This is a genomic window from Terriglobia bacterium (assembly GCA_020072565.1).
Lineage (GTDB): Bacteria > Acidobacteriota > UBA6911 > UBA6911 > UBA6911 > JAFNAG01.
Genome location: JAIQGI010000004.1, coordinates 1 through 19,553, shown reverse-complemented (window position 1 = coordinate 19,553; position 19,553 = coordinate 1). Strand labels below are relative to the sequence as shown.

Sequence of the window (19,553 nt, the reverse complement as noted above, 5' to 3'; positions counted from 1 at the left end):
GTGGCAAGCTCTTGGTCCGGCGGCCTATGTATTTCGTTTACAGCTTCCTGATGGTGATCTGGGGCGCTTTTCTGATACCGGTGTTGTGTCTGAGAGCGTGGCGCCATCGGAGGTCGCCCGAAGGCCTGCGCGAGCGCCTTGGGCGCCTCCCCGACAGCCTGCGCTCCGACGGCCGCCCGACCATCTGGTTTCACTCCTGTTCGGTCGGCGAGACGCTGAGCGTCCAACCGCTGGCCCATGCGCTTCATCGGCGGTTCCCCGAAATACGCTTCGTCTTTTCGACGATTACCCTTACGGGGCAGGCTATCGCAAGGCAGCGCTTCGCAAAATACGGCGAGGGCAACACGTTCTACTTTCCCATCGACCTGGCGTCGATCGCCAACGGCGTAATCGACTGGATCCGGCCTGTCATGCTGGTCATCGCCGATACCGAGATCTGGGCGAATGTCACGCGCCAGATGTGCCGGCGCGGCATGCCTGTGGTTCTCGTCAACGGTCGCATCTCAGCCGCGTCGTTTCGGTACTATCGCTGGCTGCGGCCGGTGCTGGGCCCCGTCTTTCAAAGCTACAGTATTCTTATGATGAAATCCGAGGAGGATGCCGAGCGCATCCGGCGCATGGGTGCGCCGGCGGACAGGGTCCTGGTAACGGGCAATATCAAGTATGACCGCGATCTGGTTGAAAAAGAAATCGCCGAAGCTCAAGCACACGCTCTCCAGGAAGCACTCGGACTCCACTCAGGCGCCGGCCCCTTGATCGTCGCAGGCAGCACGCATCCAGGCGAGGAGCAGACGCTGCTCGAGGTTCTCCGTCGGATCCGCGGGACGCCGGGGCTGGGAAAAACGCGACTGCTCGTAGCACCCCGCCATCCGGAGCGCTTTGATTCCGTGACCGCTCTGGTTGAGCGTGCCGGCTTCGGCGTCCGGCGCCGATCCAATAATGCCGGCCCGGTCCAGGACGCGGAAGTGCTCATCCTGGATACGCTCGGGGAACTTGCGACGGCCTACCGCTTCGCGACGGTCGTATTCGTCGGGGGCACGCTCGCCCACCACGGCGGGCAGAGTATCATCGAGCCGGCCCTTTATGCGAAGCCGATCGTGATCGGGCCGTCGATGGAGAACTTCCCGCAGATCATCGACGAGTTTCGCTCGCGTCGCAGCATACGGCAGATCACCGCCCGAGAGGAGGACGGAAACTCGCAGGTCCGGCAGCTCACCGAGACATTCGTGCGACTGCTCCGGGACCCGGCCGCGTGCGAGGCGCTGGGTAAGGCAGCGTATTCGGTTTTCGAAGGCAACCGGGGCGCAGCCCGACTCACCTTCGAGAGGATGGCAGCTCTTTACGAGGAGGTGAGGGCACGATGAGTGTCGTCGGCCGCATTTCCGTGCGTGAAACCCGGGGGATCCGGCGTTTTTTATATCCGCTGTCGACGGAGCTGCATCTGCCGGAAGTATGTCGGGCGCAAGATCTCGGATTGATCGGCCGGGACGGACAGCCTGTCCCCATGCAAGTAACGCCGGCCGGCGACAACGATGCCGCGCTCTTTCGCCTCGACTTTGCGGTCTCCATGGCGCCGCTGGAAACCGTCGAACTGCGGCTCGGCACCGGGCAGCCTGCATTCCTCTTCGATGACCCGTTGCGGATATCCACAAGGGAACGGTTGCGCAGTGAGCAGCTGCGCTTCGCGATCGAGCTCGACCTGCACGGCAGAGTGCACGATGTGGTCTATGATGAGGTGCGCCACCTGCGAGCACCGAGCCTGCTGACGCGGAACGGGGCGCAGGCCGAGCTACTCAGTAGCTCTGCCTGTGCTGCAGGCCTCTCTCTAGCCGCGCGCATCACCGCCGCCCACCGGTACGCGGACGGCTGCCACGCCCAAACCCGGGCGGAAATCACTGCATGCAAATCATGGCTGTCGCTGGTACACGTCCTCCAAGAACCGCAGCCGGGTGATGAGGTTGTCTTTGCATTGCCGCTCGCAGTCGGCGCGCAGGTCCTTACCTGCGACTTCGGCGTCGGCGGCGGGATCTATGGAAAACTGCAGAGTGGCGTCGCAGCAGAAATCGTCTGGCACACCGATTTTTCCGCCGGCGGCGCTGCCCAATGGTCGCTGTTGACTGCCGGACGGATCGACCACCGCGGCTCGGCAACAAGCCCTGAGGAGTACCTCCCGCAGCGCTGGTTTCATTGCATCGACCGCAATAAGGCGCTGGCGGTTGCCATCACCGCCATCCCGAATGATTGCCGGACGATGACCGTAACCCTGCGCGCCACTGGGGATGTAGTCGTTTCTTGTAAGCTCGGAGACCTCATCTCGGGCCCTGCTGCCTTCGGCGTCTGCTACCATTTCCTCAACGACATCCCGCCTCTTGCGGCCGCCACCAATCCCCAATCGATCCTGCTCCCCCCTCAGGTGCATTTGGATCTGTAGGCTTCTCAAATTCTCACCGCACAGGCCGCGGAGAACGCAGAAAAAATATCAGGAAAACATCTCAATTCTCCGCATTCTCCGCACCCTCAGCGTCGAGCTTCCGGCCCTCAGCGCTTCGCCGAAATCAGGTTTTTGCCGCGCAGCACGGGGCGTGCGAATTCACCGTTTCCGGTCACGTCCCAGACCTGTGGCTCGATCAGGAGTGTGCCCCCAAAGGTGTCGTCACAGCTCATCGCGTGATCGCGTTTGCGGTAGAGAAAGTGATAGCTGATCAGCAGTGTGTCGTAGCTTCGCTGCCAGACGGTATAGTACGGATTGTCAGAGCCGATCCTTGATCCCGCCAGGATCTCGCTCAGCCAGAAGACGTCGTAACTCTGCGGCAGAATCGTGCGATAGACGCAGTGCATCTTCCCCCTGGCGTCGAACACTTCAAGGCGGTAGGTGCATTCCCGCGCATATTTACGGTAGAGCGAGCAGTTGGTGATGAGGTAGAGCGTGTCATACTCGTCCGACACCATGCCGGGGCCGAATCGGTCTGTAGTCAGAACCGGGCAGTAGTCATACTGTTGCTGGAGCGGGACCGGCGGGTCGATGTAAAAAGGCAGATTCGGATCCTCGAAGCCCGCCGCGGGCGCCGTGCCGATGTACTTATAGTTTTTATGCTTGAACCCGAGCAGAGAGATTGCCCGGCGCGGCACCTCGGGCAATCCCTTGCGGGGCGCGAGTCCGAAAAGCCCCGATTTGAGCGCCACGCCGTGACGGTGCGCGTATTCATTGAGATTGAGGAATTCCGGGCTGGTCCCGTCCAGTGTCTCATCCCGGGTAAACACCACTTCCCCGCGCTCGTTGCGAAAAATGAACGTGAAATCGTTGATCCGGGCAATTGTCGACGAGAGCAGACCCAGATAGGTGTCGATCTTGAACCGTTCTTCGAGAAGCGGGAAGGCAATCACCCACGGATCCACGCCGGCCTCGTCGAGTTTCTGCAAATAATCAGAGTTATAGGTATCGGCGGGCACAGCCCAGTGACAGGCATCCGAGCCGGTCTGGTGACTGGTATTGATGTATTGCCGGGTCCCTTTCGGAGCCATATAGTAGTTGGGCCGGTGCAGCGGAGTGTCGCATCGGATCAAATAGAAAGCGCTCTTGACTCCCTCCAGAGAGATATCGCGGAACAACCTGGAAATGTTCTGATAGGACATGTGCCGGGCAGGAACCGGATCGGCTGCTTTCTCAACAACGATCTCCTCCCCGTCCTTGTTGTAGTGCAGCAGGATCCTGGGGTGCGTCTCGCGGTCGTTCTCATTGTAGAACGAAAGTGTGAGTTCCAGTTCCGGTTCAACCGGGTAGTAGCCGCGGGCAAACACCGAATTCGGCGCCCACTGGTCCCATCCCGACTGATGGTTGCGGGTCAATCCCGCCTTGCTGATGTAGTCGGCCCAGAAATGGATGAACGGCTGAACGCGCGTTTGCAGATTCTCGACCTCGAGCTCCAGCCGGAGATAACCGGCAAACTCTCCCAGATTCAGCTCCCGGGTGTCGATTACGGTCAATCCGCCCGGCGGGATGATCCGTTGCCCGGCGGCTCTCACCGTGCCGTCGCACGCACAGATCGTATATCTCACGTCAATGGGAAAAGTAATCCGGTACTTGCGTTCATAGTAATGACTGATCTGCACTACCGTCTCGGTCTCCCCCGAGAATACATCCATGTACGCATTGATCGCGGATATCTGGCCGCCGTAAAGACGGGTGATGACACGGTTTTCGTTCCCCGTGTTCATGAGCGCATGATTCAGCACGATCACAGCGGCGCGGGATGTGGAGGCAACCAGCCACCCGTCGCAGGCAGGAATGGGACCATCGAGCGTGACCGGCTTCACGCGGTCCCCGGCGAAAACCGTCCCCACTACGTTGAGTTCGAACGTGTAGAAGCCCGCCATGGAGCAGTCAGATAGAGCCGGGAGATCCTCCGCTACGCTCGTGTGATCGACCAGAACCGCGTAGCTTCTGACCCCGTACCTGTTGAAGGCACTCCGGACATATTCGGCGCCCCGGCTCACATCTCTTTCGCCTGACTTCAATAGAATGTTGGTCAACACCTTTTCCTGCATCATGGCCGCTTTGCCTCCGTCATGCCCACGAGCTTATAGGAACCCGACGTTGTCCGTCAACCGACGCGGACTTCCGAGTAAAGGAAAGAACATTGGCTGGATGCCAAACGGGACGGAGGCCTGTTTTTCCCTTTGACATTCTACAAAGACTCAGGATAGTCTTGACTCACTTGTAGAATCTCTAGGAGAACCAATGAGCAAAGCAAACGTGGATTTGCTTCAGGGCACGCTTGATCTCCTGATTTTGAAAACCCTGGTGCCTGAACCCATGCACGGCTGGGGCATTTCCCAGCGCATCCAGCAGATCTCCCGGGATGTGTTGCGGGTGCAACAAGGCTCCCTTTATCCGGCCCTTTACCGGCTCGAGCAGCAAGGGTGGATCGCGGCCGAATGGGGAGCCTCGGAAAACAATCGCCGGGCCAAGTATTACCGGCTGACAAAACTCGGCCGCAAGCAGCTCGAGGAGGAAACCGAGAACTGGAACCGCCTTGCTGCCGCCGTCGCCCGCATCCTCCAGACGGCCTGACGCGTGCGCCCGATCTTCTAAAGAGTGGTTCGGCACATCGCAAGAGGATCGCAGCGTCGTCGTATCATTGCGCACGGAAAGCGCTTCGTTAATTGCGGCACTGCCCCTTCTCAAAGGAGGGAATGATGAGCGGATTCTGGATTCGATTGAGGGCGTGTCTTCAAAAGGGTCGCAGCGAACGGGACATGGATAACGAGCTGCGTTTCCACCTGGAGAGGCAGATCGAAGAGAACGTAAGACACGGCATGAACCAGAAAGAGGCACGTTTTGCCGCTCTGCGCAGCTTCGGGGGGGTCGAACAGGTCAAGGAAGTGTGTCGCGAGACGCGAGGAATTCGGTGGCTCGATGAACTGTGGCAGGACCTGCGTTATGGCCTGCGCATGCTACGCAAAAATCCGGGATTCACAGCAGTGGCGGTGATCATTCTTGCGCTCGGAATCGGGTCCAATACCGCGATATTCAGCTTCGTGAACGCAATTTTCCTCCATCCCCTGCCTGCAGCCATCCGAGATCCCGCAAGGCTGGTGTGGGTTTTTGCCACCAGCGAAAAGGAATCCCATCTTCAGAACCTCTCGTATCCTGAATTCCAGGACTATCAGGACCAGCACCGCGTGTTTTCCGGCCTTATGGCCTTCAAGCCTATGGTCCAATTCAGCCTGCGGGTCGAGAATCAGACGGAGCGTGTTTGGGGGGCCCTGGTGTCGGGCAATTTCCTGTCTGTGCTGGGCGTCGCAACCGCTCCCGGCCGCTCTTTCCTGGCAGAAGAAGATCAAACGCCCAATGAGAGTCCGGTGGTCATAATCAGTCATCGTCTTTGGCAGCGCCGGTTTGGCGGCAACCTGGCGGTGATCGGGAAAACGGTCGAGCTTAACCGGCATCCTTATGCGATCGTCGGCATAGCTCCCGAGGGATTCACGAGTCCCATACCCGGCGTTTTGTTTGACGTATATGTCCCGCTGATGATGCAGGCGCAGGTGGCGCCGGCCGCGAATCTCCTTCAGGACAGGAATCAAACGGATCTGGAAGTCATGGGGCGACTCGCCCCGGGAGTGACTTTGGAACAGGCCCAGGCTGCGCTCCAGACACTGGCCCACCGGCTCCAGTCGGACTATCCCAAGACCAACCAGGGCCGACGCATATTGGTCACCGCCGCCACACGAGGCAATCCAAAACTGATACCCGCGGGATTGGCTGCGGCAATGTCCGGTCTCATCATGGCTGTCGCTGGACTGGCTCTGCTTACCGCGTGCGCCAACATTGCGAACATGCTGCTGGCGCGCGCGGCAGCGAGGCAAAAGGAAATCGTCGTGCGCGCGGCGGTCGGCGCCAGCAGGAGCCGGCTGGTCCGCCAGTTGCTCACGGAGAGTTTTTTGCTTTCGCTGTCGGGAGGGGCGGCGGGCATGTTGCTGGCATTTTGGACACTCGACCTGATGCCTGTCGTTCAAGCACCCATCAATTTCCCCCTGGGTTTGGAACTGCGGTTGGATGGAAGGGTACTGGGATTTGCTGTAATTTTATCGCTGCTCACCGGCGTAGTCTTTGGGCTGACCCCGGCTTTGCATGCTTCCAAACCGGATCTGGTTGCGGGGCTCAAAGAGCATCCCCCGGCCTCGGCTCGGCGAACGCGCCTCCTTGGCAGGCGACAGATACGGGTGGCCTTGCAGGTCGGCATGTCCTTAGTGCTGCTCGTCGTGGCCGGCCTGTTCCTGCGAGGGCTCTGGCATGCCCGAAACATACACCCGGGGTTCGAGGCGGAGAACTGCCTCATGGTAACTCTTGACCCAAAGCTCCAGGATTATTCTTCTTCGCGGTGTCAGAGGTTTTATGAGCAATTGCAGGAGCGGCTTCGGGTGCTGCCGGGTGTACGCGCCGCCTGTCTGGCGCGGACCCCGCCCCTGATGATGGGCTGGGGGCGCGATCCCGTGTTCATTCCGGGATACCAGGGTCCCGACAGCCAGCTGCTCGAGTTGGACTGCACCAGTGTGGGGCGGGACTATTTTCGCACTCTGGGAATTCCGCTCCTGAGAGGCCGCGACTTCTCGGCGGATGAACTACGAGGAGAGCCGGCTGCGGCGATCATAAACGAGACGATGGCGCGCCGCTATTGGCCCAAGCAGGATGCGCTTGGCCAGTCCATACGATTTTTTGGTCCGCACGGTCCCTTGCGCCGAGTGATAGGGATTGTCAGGGACAGCAACTATTACAGTCTGGGTGAAGCGCGCATCCCGTACGCCTTCTTACCCCGGCCGGGAGATACCACTGAAGAGACCATCCTCTTTGTCAGAACGGCGAGCGATCCAGAAGCAGCCGTGCCGCTGGTACGCAGGGAGGTTCAAGCACTGGACCGGAACATGCCGCTGTTTGAAGTCAAGACTCTCGCCGAGCATGTCAGTCGGTCCCTGGATGTACCTCGCGGAGGGTCCGTCATCCTGACTGTCTTCGGATTTCTGACTTTGGCGCTGGCCACGGTTGGGATCTATGGCCTGGCAAGTTACTCTGTCAAACAGCGGACACACGAAATCGGGATCCGCCTGGCTTTGGGGGCGCAGCAAAACGAGGTTCTCAAGCATTTACTAAGAGAGAGCATGGTGATGGTCCTGGCGGGAATCGGCTTCGGTCTGGTCGCCGCCATCGCCTGCACGCGTTTCCTGGCCAGCGCCCTGTATGGAATCAGCGCGGCCGATCCGCTGGTGTACGGAACGGTTACGTCGGTCTTGTTTCTCGCAGCTCTTGCGGCCTGCTACTGGCCCCTGCGCCGCGCCACCCGGGTCGATCCCATGGTCGCGCTCAGAGTCGAGTGACCATGTCCGAGCGGGTCGCGGCTGCCGGAGCCAGGTCGGTTATTGAAAGGCGATCCCTGGTATCGGGACGCTGGAGACTCATCCAGCGGCCCAGGCCGGTTTCAGCTCAGGAGGATTCCTTATGTGGCTCAGCAAGATGCGCAATCTGTTCCGCTTCACTCGGTCAATCCGGGATTTGACCAGAATGTGTTGACCCTGAATGTCGGCAAGCCATTTCGCGGTTTCGATGTGGCAAAAAGCATAAGTTATTACCATCAGGTATTGGCACGAATCCGCGCGCTGCCCGGTGTTCTGTCTGCAAGCTTGGCCAGCGATGTTCCTCCGGAGCGGGGCTCCCTGGGAAGGAGGATGCGCGTCGACGAGGCCAACGCATATGACAACAAATGGCACTGGTCAGACTGCATTTCGGGTGATTCGTGGTTTAATTCACGCGATATCTTTCGGTGACGAGGTGCGCTATGAAAAGAACGCGGCTGTTCTTCTCGCTTGGCGTCACGGCGCTGCTCGCAGGCGCCGCAGTTCAACTTTCATCACAGGAGGCCTCCATGCCCGACCTGGCGCGGCTGCAGGCAATGACGGCCCGATTTGCCCCGGTGGAGATCACCGCCGACATTTCAAGTCTACCGGCCGGCGAGCAAAAGGCCTTGGCCAAAATGGTTGAAGCCGGACGGATCATGGACACGCTTTTTCTGCGCCAGGTCTGGTCGGGCAATGAAAACATGCTGTCCCAGCTTCAGAAAGACAACTCACCGCTGGGCAAGGCGCGGCTCCACTATTTCCTCATCAACAAAGGGCCCTGGTCGCGGCTCGACAACAACGCCCCGTTCATCCCCGGTGCGCCGAACAAGCCGGAAGGTGCAAACTTCTATCCGGCCGGTGCTGCCAAGGCGGAAGTGGAGGCCTGGCTCAAGGCACTTTCTGAAGCCGAACGGGCGCGTGCGACCGGCTTTTTCACCGTGATCCGCAGGCCGGCAGGGGGAAAACCCGGTTTTGCCGTCGTTCCATACAGTGTGGAGTATCAGAAGGACCTGGCTCAAGCAGCCGGGCTTCTGCGTGAAGCTGCGGCGCTTACGGCGCAGCCGACGCTCAAGGCCTACCTGACAAGCCGCGCGGATGCTTTCGTGAGCAACGAATATTATGCAAGCGATGTGGCATGGATGGAGCTTGACGCCGGCATCGAACCCACGATCGGACCGTACGAAGTCTACGAAGACGAGTGGTTCAACTACAAGGCTGCCTTCGAGGCGTTCATCACGATCCGCGATGAAGCGGAAACGGCCAAGCTCGCAAAGCTCGGGGCTCAGCTGCAGGACATCGAGGACCATCTGCCCATAGACCCGAAGTATCGCAATCCAAAGCTCGGCGGGCTCGCACCGATCCGGGTCGTCAACGAAATCCTGGCCTCGGGCGACGGCAACCGCGGCGTCCAGACGGCGGCGTTCAATCTCCCGAATGACGAGCGCATGATCAGGGAAAAGGGCGCCAAGCGGGTCATGCTCAGAAACGTTCAGCAAGCCAAGTTCCAGATCGCGCTCATGCCCATTTCACGGAACGTGCTCTCGGCCGCCGATCAGAAAAACGTCTCCTTCGACCCCTTTTTCACCCACACCGTGATGCACGAGTTGATGCATGGGCTCGGCCCGCACGAGATTCACGCCGGCGGACGCACGACCACGGTGCGCCAGGAGCTGAAGGACACTTACAGCACCATCGAGGAAGCCAAGGCCGACATCTCCGGACTTTTCGCACTGCAGTATCTGGTCGACAAGGGTGTGCTCGGTAAGGGACTGGGGCTGACCATGTACGACACCTTTCTGGCTTCCGCATTCAGGGCGATCCGATTCGGCCTCGCTGAGGCGCACGGCAAAGGCATCGCGATCCAGCTCAACTATCTCCTTGACTATGGCGCCTTCAGGACGGCTCCCGACGGCACCTTCGCCGTAGATCCGGCCAGGATCAAGGAGGGAGTGATCGCGCTGACCCGCGAACTCATGACCCTGGAGGCCGAGGGGAATTATGCCAAGGCCCGGGACCTGCTGAAGAAACTGGTTGTTGTGCGCCCGGAAGTCAAGCGGGCATTGGACAGGCTGCAGAACGTTCCGGTCGACATCGAGCCGAAGTTCATCACCGCGGAACGATTGTTCACCGGAGTTAAAAAAAACTAGCCGGAAGCGTGGATCGAGGCAGACTGGACGCGGGTAGCTGGCGGCTCTTGTCTGCGGTTGCCTTTTCGTTTCACGGCATCGGCAAGGCAGGGGAAATTGCCTGCCCACCCATGGCAATTCGGAGTTGCGTAGACGGCATCAATTCTATAGTCTGTATGGAAGGCGAAAGGATACCAAGCATGGAAGAGAGCGAAAAGGAATCCTGCCGGGCTTGCCAGGGGTCGGGAAAATGCGCAAGGTGCGGCGGTGCAGGGAATGTGGTGCAGCACATGCCAACCCCGATTGCCGTAGTTTCGGGTGAGGTTCGCGGCAAGTCGCAATCGTCAAGGACGTGCAGCAGTTGCTATGGAAGCGGATTCTGCCAGGCCTGCAAAGGCTCCGGAAAAGCTTCATAAGCAAACGCTGCCTTCAGGCGCAATGATTGCGGCTCCGAAAAGGGGAATTGTATCGCCCCTGGTGAAGGTCATAGGCGGCATTCGTAGTAGCAGGGCCTCGGTTTTTTGAGGCCTGTGCGACTTCCTACACTGTGTGCGCTCCCCATAGACAGGATAATTCAACAGGAACGAAAGCGCGAAGAGCTGTTCCGGTAACAGCATTGTAAGGAGAATCTCGCCATGGAAAGAAATATCGGATCCCGCCGTTCCACCAAGCCGGTCGTTTTGGCCCTTGTTGTCCTCTTCGGCCTGATGGCATCCTCGACAGGAGCGATGCAGAACTCGCAGAGGAAGCAGCCGCCGGACCCCAGGGTCACCACTCCCAAGGCTTTCTTCGGCTACAACATCGGCGACGACTACAAGCTCACACCCTGGCTCAGCCGCGAACTGGCCGGGGAAGGGCCGCGCAAGGGCATCGTGGACTATGACCGGGAGTTGCAGCGCACCTCGAACCGGGTGCGCGTCTTCTCGAACGGGACGAGCGAGATGGGGCGGCCGCTGATGCTGACGGTCATCACCGCGCCGGAGAACTGGGCCCAGATTGACAAATTCAAAGCCATCAATAAAAAAATGGCCGACCCCCGCCAGGTGGCCTCGGACGACGAGGCCAGGCTCCTGGCACAACAGGGCAAAGCGGTGTATTGGCTGGATGCCGGCATTCACGCCACCGAGCGCACCGGGGCGGAGACGTTGACCCAACTGAGCTATGAGCTGGCTTCGGGCCGGGACGAGTGGACGCTCAGTCTGCTCAAAGACGTGATCGTGGTGATCGAGGGCACCATTAATCCCGATGGGCTCGAGATCGTTACCGACTGGTACTATACCTATAAAGACACGCCCTTCGTGAGCTCTTCGCCGCCCTACTACAACAAGTACAACGGTCACGACGACAACCGGGACTTCATCCGCCTGTCGCTGAAGGAGAGCCAGGCGAGCACCCAGGCCCGCTTTGAGTGGAATCCCCTCATGTATACCGACCTGCACCAGGCCCAGGATCTGCTGTATTTGGGCATGTCGCCGGACCCTTCGAACTTTGCGGAAAACCCGATCTCCAACGCCGAGCTGGGGAGCATGTCCTTCTATGTCATCAGCCAGATGATCGCAGCGGGCTATAAGGGAGTCTTCACCTACGACTACGCGGACATGTGGGATCCCAGCTACAACCACATGTACACCATGATGCACAATGCCAATGGCTCGTGGTGGGAGCTGACGGGTGCGAGCTATGCCACTCCGCGCACCATCACGGGGGGCTCGCATGCGAACAGGCGTACATGGTTCAACCCGCAGCCATACACGGTGCCTCTGCAATGGCGCCTGATCGATGCCGTGAATCTGCAAAAAGACGCCATCAAGAACAGCCTGACCTGGATGATGCGCAACAAGAATGACCTGCTGTTCAACTTCTACCTGAAGGGCAAAAACAACATGGCAAAGGCATCCGGCGAGCCGCCCACCGCCTTTGTCATACCCGCCAAAGGCGGCAACAACGTTAATGTCACCGACCTGATCAATACGTTGCACGTAGCGCAGCACATCGAGGTGGATCGTGCTGCCGCCGCATTCACCGTCGATGGGCAGCAGTTCGCCGCCGGCGATTATGTGGTCCGCATGAACCAGCCGTACGGGCTTTATGCCAAGCTGTTGCTGACGCGCCAGGATTTCCCCATCAACGCCCTGGACCCGCGGAATAGAACCACCACCTACGACATGCAGGCCTGGACCTTGGGGCTGATGTCCGATGTGAAGGTAGCTGCCCTCACCTCCCCATTGCCGGCAGATCTGAGCCTGACTCCGCTCTCCGGCAAGTTGCCTTACGCGGGGACCCTGGCCGGTGTTGTGGCGGCTTACTATGCCGTCGAGCACCAGGCCAGCAATGGCTGGGCCGTGGCGTTGCCGCGGCTGTGGCAGGACCCGGACATGAGCGTTTCTCAGGCGGACGCATCCTTTACCGCTGCCGGGCACACCTTCCGGGCGGGCGATTTTGTGGTGCACACCAAGGGTACCCAGGCCGATCACGATAAGCTGAAGGCTCTGGTCCAGGAGACGGGCCTGACGGCCTACGCGATCAGCGGGGAGGTGCCTTCCGTAGCGCTACATGCCGTCAAGGTAGGGCTCCTGAAGCCTAACGGATCCACCATGCCCGAAGGCTGGACCCGCCTGCGCCTGGACCGCGCCGCCTTTCCTTACACTTCGTTGTCTGTCACCGACATATCAAGCGGCAACCTGGCCGGCTACAACGTCGTCATCATTCCATCCGTCTCTGCCAATGGCCTGATCAACGGCTCATCCGGAGGGAACACTCCTCCGGAGTACCGGGCGGGCATTGGTGCTGCAGGTGTGGCCAATCTGAAAAGTTTCGCTGAAAAGGGCGGCACTCTGGTCCTGATGGGCCAGGCCACGACTCTGCCTATTACGCAGGGCTGGGATATAGGTGTCAGCCAGGCCACAGTCCAGAGACCTGTCTGCAAAGGTTCGATCGTGCGCATCCGGGTGGACCCCACCTCGAAGGTCGGCTATGGCTACGACGTGGAGGAGGCATGCTGGTTCCTGGACAGCGGAACGCCGATTCTCATGAAAACGCCGGGCAGCAGGGCCCAGGTGGTAGCCGCCTACACGGAAAGAGGGGATCTACTGCTGAGCGGCTACATCGGCGGCGGTGATGTACTGCGGGGCATGGCCGCCATTGTCGAGGCCCCTCTGGGCGCCGGTCGCATAATCCTGCTTGCGCCCGATGTGCTGTACCGCTCCGAATCCACGGGCGATTTCATGTTCTTCTGGAATTCCCTGATCGCAGGCGCCAGATAAGCACTCTCGGAAAAAGTCCAACGCTGAGGACACAGAGCGCCACAGAAGACGCAATGCATGCTTAGTGCTGTGGTTCATGAATGCGGCGAGGTATTTTTCGGGACGCGGATGAACGCAGGCCAACGCGCCCGGGGCTTGCCGGCTTCTGCGGCCCGAAGGGCAGCGCTACGCGCTGATTGATTCTTCATCTATTCCGCGATGACCCATGCTATGTTTCTGCCGGCGGCAAGAAGCGATCTATAACCTAATTGTCAGGGAGCAAATGCGATGAGAGTCGAAGGCACCCCTCGCCGTTCCGCGTGGACTGTGCTGCTCGGAGTGAGTTTTATTCTGCTGGCCGCCCTCTTTACCCCGGCCCAGCAGATCACCGACACACGTGACCCGAAGCAGACCCAGGATGAAGAATTTGCCAAGCTCTACAAAGACTGGACGGGCGACTCGCGATACGGCAGCCCGCTCGTGGATCACCTGCCGCGCGTTGAGGGAATCCCGACGCCCAAGGACGTGCTCGGCTACTATATCGGCTCTCCACAGAAACTGACTTATTACGCGGACATGCTGAAGTTCTATCGTGCGCTGGCGGACGCGACGCCTCGTGTCAAAGTGGAAACCATCGGCAAGTCCGACGAAGGCCGCGAACTGATCGTGGTGTGGGTTTCCTCGGAAGAAAACATGAGGGCCTTGCAGCAGAACCGCGACAACCTGGCCAAGCTCGCTGATCCGCGCGGATTGACGGACGAGCAGATCCGGCAACTGATCGCGACGACGAAGCCGAACTACCATGTGATGGGCGGGCTGCACAGCGGCGAGACCGGCCCGTCGGAAATGCTGATGGAGCTCGTCTACCGGCTTGCCACGGAAACGTCAGCGTTCATCACTCAGATTCGCGACAACGTCTACGTGTCGATCACCCCGGCCGCCGACGCGGACGGGCGCGACCGCAACGTCGACTGGTTCTACCGCGGACTCGAAATGTCACAGGCTGCGGCCAGCCCTGCAACAGCGACTGGGCAGGCGGGGCCACCGGCCACCGCTGCCGGCACCACAGCAGGCGGCCAGGCCGGCGGCCAGCGTGGCGGACCGGGCGGCGGACCGGCTGGTGGCGGCATCGGAAGCCTTCCGTACTGGGGCAAGTACGTGTATCACGACAACAACCGCGACATTAACGTGGCACTGGTGCAGATGCGCGTGCTCACGGATTGGTATTACACTGCGCATCCGCCCATCATGCATGACCTGCACGAATCGATGTCCCTGCTTTACACTTACAGCGGCGGTCCTCCGCAGAATCCCAACCTGGATCCGCTCCTTTTCTTTGAGCTGCCCTGGTTTTCCGACTGGGAAGTGGCCCAGATGACCAAGTGGGGCATGCCAGGCGTGTACACGCATGCGTTCATGGACGGCTGGTCACCGGGCTATCTCGGATCGGTTGCCTACAATCATAACGGCATCATGAAAATGTACGAGACGCAATCAGGCCGTGACGGCGGCGCGGGAACCAGGGGTGGCGGCGCGGCCGGAGGTCCCCCCGCCATCGCGGCTGGTGAGGCCAGAGCGGGCGGCGCGGGCGGTGCCCGCGGTGGGGCTGCTGGACGTGGCGGCGCGGCAACCGGTGGCGGTGGTGCGGCCGCAGGTGCGGCGGGGGCAACAGCCGGCGAAGCAAGAGCCGGCGGTGCCGGAGGTGTGAGTGGGGCTCGCGGTGGGGCTGCCGGCCGAGGCGGTGCAGCTGCGGCAGGTGAGGCCGGAGCGGGCGGCACCGGCCGAGGCGGTGCAGCCGAAGCGGGCGGGGCACCGGTATCCCAGGGGGCGGGTAACCGCGGGGGTGCGCCCCAAATCGGCGACCGCGGCGGCGCAACCCCGGGCGGCGGTCGCGGAGGCGGCGAGCCGACCGGCCGTGGCGGGACGCAGGATCGCGAGTGGTATCGCGGCCTTCCCGTGCCGCCCAACGCGGCGGCCACGTTCAGCCGGCGCGATAACACAAACTACATGGAAACCGGCATCCTGTCATCGCTGCAGCTCACGGCCATGTTTCCCAACATCATCGTCGAGAACTTTTACATCAAATCCAGGAATTCGATCGAAGAGGGCAAGACCAAGGCGCCGTACGGCTACGTGATTCCGGTCCAGCGGGACATGACCAGGGCGGCCGAACTCGTCAGGATTCTGCGCATCCAGGGCATCGAAGTCGGGCTGGCGACGAGCGAAATCAAGGTGGGGGACATCACGTTTCCGGCGGGCTCCTATGTCATCAAGCGCGATCAGCCGTACGGCCGCCTCGCCAAGAACCTGCTCGAGAAACAGGTCTATCCGGATTCGAGGCTGGCCACTTACGACGACAGCGGCTGGACCATGGGTCTCGAGATGTTGGTGGATGTAAAGGAAATTGCCGATCCCGCCATTCTGAAAGCAGCGACGGCACCGGTCCCGCAGGTCGTGCTCAAAGGAAAGATCACGGGTGCCGGCACGGCCGGCCTCGCAGTCGCGCACTACGGCTCGAACAACATGATTTCCTTCCGCTACAAGCTCAAAGCGGTCCCGATGAAGATCGCGGAAAAGAGCTTCACGGCGGAGGGCGTCGAGTTCCCGGCGGGATCCTTCGTCGTCACCGGGCCGGTCGGCGCGGATGTGCGCGCGGCCATAGAGGAGTTCGGATTGACAGCAGCGGCGCTGTCCGAAGCGCCTTCGGTGCCGATGCACGACGCCGAGGCGCCCCGCATCGCGATCTACTCCCAGTGGAGCGGCACGCAGGACCTCGGCTGGTACCGGCTCACATTCGACAATTTCGGCATCCCGTATGACCTCATCTTCAAGGAGCAAGTGAAGCAAGGCAACCTGCGCGACAAGTATGATGTCATCCTGATGGCCGCCCAGAACAACATCAACCGGCAGTCGGTGTTCCAGCAGCCGGCCGCTCGCCCGCAGCCCTACCAGAAGAGCGACAAGTACAAGTTCCTGGGCATGTACGGGGAGACACCAGACATGTCGGGCGGCTTCGGCCAGGAAGGCATCGACGCATTCGCGAAGTTCCTGGAGTCCGGCGGCACCTTGATTGCGGCGAGCGGAGCGATCCGGTTCCCGATCGAGTTCGGATGGGCCCACACAATCGACGCGGAACAGGTCACCGGCGTCACCGCACAGCGCCCGATCGTGCAGGCGGAGATCCTGCGGCCCGATCACCCGATCTTTTATGGGTACGCGGACAAGACGATCCCGATCAAGTATGTCGGCGGAACCGTTCTGCGCGTGGGGGTGGCCGACCAGGCCAACATCCTCGGCCGCTACGTCGGCGGCGACGCATCGGTCCTGAGCGGCCTGATGGTCGGCGCCGACAACCTGCGGCTTAGGCCATTCGCCGTCGACGTCCCCAACGCCAACAACGGCAAGGGCCGCGTGATCCTGTTCGCCAACAACCCGATCTATCGCTGGCAGAACCACGGCGAGTTCAACATGATCTTCAACTCCATCTTGAACTGGCATTACGTTCCGCCTCCGCCGCCCCTCACACCAGCCGCAGGAAGCGGGCGCGGCACCGGACCGGGAGGCCAATGATATGAGACAATTATTCTGGTCGTTGGCAATGGCCAGCTTCGTTTTGATGAGTTCATCTGTGATTATGGCAAGAGCCCGTGTGGGCCATGGCAATGAACAGGCATCATATGATGCGATTATTAGACGATATTTCAGCGACTCAACAAACCGAGGCAATCAAGAGGAGTTTTTTAAGCTCTTTGCGACGCTGCCCCCCTCGCGTCGAGTCGAATTATGGCTCAGAGACGAGAAGGAAAATCCCTTGGATGGGGGAAACATAAGAGATGTAATGATAATTCAGGGTTTGGATTGCGTGCCCTGCCTGATGGACATTTGCCTAAGGCGAAGAAACGAGGACCGAGCGCTCGCCATGCATCTCTTAAGCGAGATGGATCGATTCGTAGCAATGAAGGACGCTCCTTTGAGGCTAGATTTCGGAACAGTGCGAGATTACAGCCGTCGCGATTCCAAGGAACGAGGGTGGAACGGAGGCATGGTAGATAGATTCATGCAATTGGATGGACGTAGGATAGGAATTCAGGCGAAGGATCTGCTTTACGGAATCGCTGAACAAGAGAAGGATGAAGATCTCCGTGTTTTTGCCCGTGAGGAGATCGGACTCTTATATGCTGATCTGAGGAAGGCCTCGCTGTCCGAATTGGTTGAGCGTTGGAAGTCCCTCATCACAAAAGTAAGTACCTCCTTTGTCAGGAAACCATTATACTCCAAGGATACCAGTGAATTGCGGCAGCTCAGACGAGTCCTGATGGAATCCGCGAGGGAGTTAATCCCTGTGATGACGAACATCCTTTCTAACGACGGCAGTGCAGCGATCCGCAACTCAGCTTTTGACTTTCTAATGAGAGCAGATGTAGAGGGTATTCGACTACGCCGGCTGCCGGAGGGACGTGAGGCTATCAGGATGATGCGCCAGGCGTTGGCGTCAAAAAGACTAAGACCTGAAAACCAAACGCAAGATGCGCAGTACTACATTTGGCAAAGTCTGGCCGCTCAGGTGTTTGATGATGAGGAGTCGATTGCGGATTTCATGTTTAGGTATGTAATCGGTGAAGCATTCAGAGTCTATTGCGGCGAGGCAACTACGATACCCACGGACCCAACTAAGGCTGTGCCCAAGATCACTCCTGAGATGAAGCGGTTTTTCTCATACCTGACGGCCGTAGATCCCTCCTATCCGAGCTGGGAGTACACTATTGATGGCATCGATGGCGCAGATGCAATCCTGCATTCGCGTTTCAAACAGAAGATAACGCGATACTATGAGTGCTGGAAACAGTTCAAAGCCAATCAGTTTGTTGTTCCTCAAGAGAAGCTGGACCCGGAATTGCTAAACCTTAAAATGCCGATTGCTGAACCCACGAAAAAAGTCGGCAAGGATGGCACTCCCCGCTGAAGCCACGGTCCTGCGATGCGGCTTGGTGGCCCGACATGAGGAGGCGCTGCGGAGCTTGCATCTCAAATTCCACGCCCTTGGCGATACCTTTGGCAAGCAAGCATAAGAAAGCCCCTTCGGGCGGATCGGGGACGGACCAGGGGAAGTGCCTGAAAGCTCGGAGGATAAGGTTCGGCAGAGGCCTCACGGACTTACTTAGCCGCGGTTTTTGCCCCTGTTTTCTGGTTTTAAGGTCTTGGTCGTGGCGGGACGCCTCGGCAACAAGCATTCACCCGGCAAGCTTTGCTGCAAATCCGGTGACCGGAAGACGAGCCCAATATTAGGATCCGTCTTTCCGCCAATTCCTTTCGTTTTTTCTCAGTACCGCGACCGGCCTCGACAAATCGCCCTCTGAGAAGCCCCAGGACCGTTGATCTCCCGAGGGTCCATATCCAGGATACCTCCTCGATCGAAGCATTTTTCGGGATCGTGATGAGTGAGCCTCCGATACATTCCATGAGGTGTGCAGCGTCAAGCTCTTTCTGCAGGTGAGCGGACTCTCACATAGACGGTGGCAACGACGGCAACACACGCGGCCGGGAAATAGGGGACGGCACCCGTTTAGGAAATAGGGGAAATAGGGGACGGCACCCGTTTAAGAATTAAAAGGCTACATAGCCCATTTTATATTTGATGACGTTCTGGAATCGGCGCCGGACCAGGCGAAGTCTTTCTGATGGGAGGCATGAGCATCAGGGAGGGCCTACGAGTCGGGCTTGCGATCGATTTTCGGCCCTATTATTTAGTGCCAAGTAAGAAACGTGGACACCCATTATTTCTATGCATTTCTGAGCCTCAGCGGCAGGAGCTGAGATTTAGGGTTGAGGAAATGCGCGGCGACAATTGGGTGAAACAAATCCGCTGGATCAGACTGGTTGGGCTGTCACTGGCGGGTGTGGAGGACATCGTAGAAACGATGCCGAAATCGGTCGGGCGGCTTAAAGCAGATCTGTAGAGGATCGCACTGCTGGGTGCAAATGGCGTCAGGCCAATTGCAGCGGCGAGGATGCGAAGGCGGCTCGTGCCGTCGCCTCGCCTTGGAGCCAGCGCCTGCCGAGCTGATCTGCGAAATTATGTAGATTGGAAACCAGGCCGGCGGCGAGACGGAATTTGGATCCGAAGCGGGAGACGGTTTCAAGCCACGCGTCGGGATGGGCACCGATCCGCAGCAGCATCGGCGCAAGATCCGCATCGATGGCTCCCCGTTTATCCGACCGCGTCATCCGCCCCGACTTGTCCACCAGATCGAAATATTCGGCTGGAGTCATCTGCAGAATGCCGCGGCGTCCGGAT

Annotated in this window: 10 protein-coding genes and 1 pseudogene; 9 read left to right on the top strand and 2 right to left on the bottom strand. The window is 59.5% G+C overall.

Annotation, left to right across the window (positions count from 1 at the left end):
* Window positions 1-26: 26 nt before the first annotated feature.
* The gene (locus LAP85_03170) at window positions 27-1,364 is read left to right on the top strand and encodes a 3-deoxy-D-manno-octulosonic acid transferase (GenBank protein MBZ5495377.1); all 1,338 of its coding nucleotides are present in this window, start codon (window positions 27-29) and stop codon (window positions 1,362-1,364) included.
* On the top strand, window positions 1,361-2,431 hold the full coding sequence (locus LAP85_03165; protein ID MBZ5495376.1) for a hypothetical protein: 1,071 nt from the start codon (window positions 1,361-1,363) through the stop codon (window positions 2,429-2,431). The genes LAP85_03170 and LAP85_03165 overlap by 4 nt, the downstream gene beginning before the upstream one ends.
* Before the next feature lie 107 nt (window positions 2,432-2,538).
* Here LAP85_03165 and LAP85_03160 read toward each other — a convergent pair whose 3' ends face one another.
* Window positions 2,539-4,548: a hypothetical protein gene (locus tag LAP85_03160; GenBank protein ID MBZ5495375.1), complete on the bottom strand. Its 2,010-nt coding sequence runs from the start codon at window positions 4,546-4,548 to the stop codon at window positions 2,539-2,541.
* 190 nt (window positions 4,549-4,738) lie between these two features.
* Between LAP85_03160 and LAP85_03155 the strand changes: the two genes are divergently transcribed.
* The 7 genes and pseudogenes from LAP85_03155 (at window position 4,739) to LAP85_03125 (ending at window position 18,221) form a co-directional block, all read left to right on the top strand.
* A complete protein-coding gene (locus tag LAP85_03155) occupies window positions 4,739-5,071 on the top strand; it encodes a PadR family transcriptional regulator (protein ID MBZ5495374.1) in 333 nt (110 codons plus the stop codon).
* Between the two features lie 122 nt (window positions 5,072-5,193).
* Window positions 5,194-7,872, top strand: a complete 2,679-nt coding sequence (locus LAP85_03150; protein ID MBZ5495373.1) for an ABC transporter permease — start codon at window positions 5,194-5,196, stop codon at window positions 7,870-7,872.
* 123 nt (window positions 7,873-7,995) lie between these two features.
* Entirely contained in the window at window positions 7,996-8,319 is a 324-nt protein-coding gene (locus LAP85_03145; GenBank protein MBZ5495372.1) for a hypothetical protein, read from the top strand.
* A gap of 11 nt (window positions 8,320-8,330) precedes the next feature.
* Window positions 8,331-10,037 carry a hypothetical protein gene (locus LAP85_03140; protein ID MBZ5495371.1) on the top strand — a complete coding sequence of 569 codons (1,707 nt, stop codon included), beginning with the start codon at window positions 8,331-8,333 and terminating at the stop codon, window positions 10,035-10,037.
* A gap of 614 nt (window positions 10,038-10,651) precedes the next feature.
* Window positions 10,652-13,279, top strand: a complete 2,628-nt coding sequence (locus LAP85_03135) for a hypothetical protein (protein ID MBZ5495370.1) — start codon at window positions 10,652-10,654, stop codon at window positions 13,277-13,279.
* A gap of 267 nt (window positions 13,280-13,546) precedes the next feature.
* Window positions 13,547-14,248, top strand: a pseudogene (locus tag LAP85_03130) (hypothetical protein).
* A 2,581-nt stretch (window positions 14,249-16,829) separates the two neighbouring features.
* Window positions 16,830-18,221, top strand: a complete 1,392-nt coding sequence (locus tag LAP85_03125) for a hypothetical protein (GenBank protein MBZ5495369.1) — start codon at window positions 16,830-16,832, stop codon at window positions 18,219-18,221.
* A 1,022-nt stretch (window positions 18,222-19,243) separates the two neighbouring features.
* Here the strand turns inward: LAP85_03125 and LAP85_03120 are convergent.
* On the bottom strand, window positions 19,244-19,553 hold a 310-nt coding region (locus LAP85_03120), incomplete at its 5' end, for a hypothetical protein (protein ID MBZ5495368.1).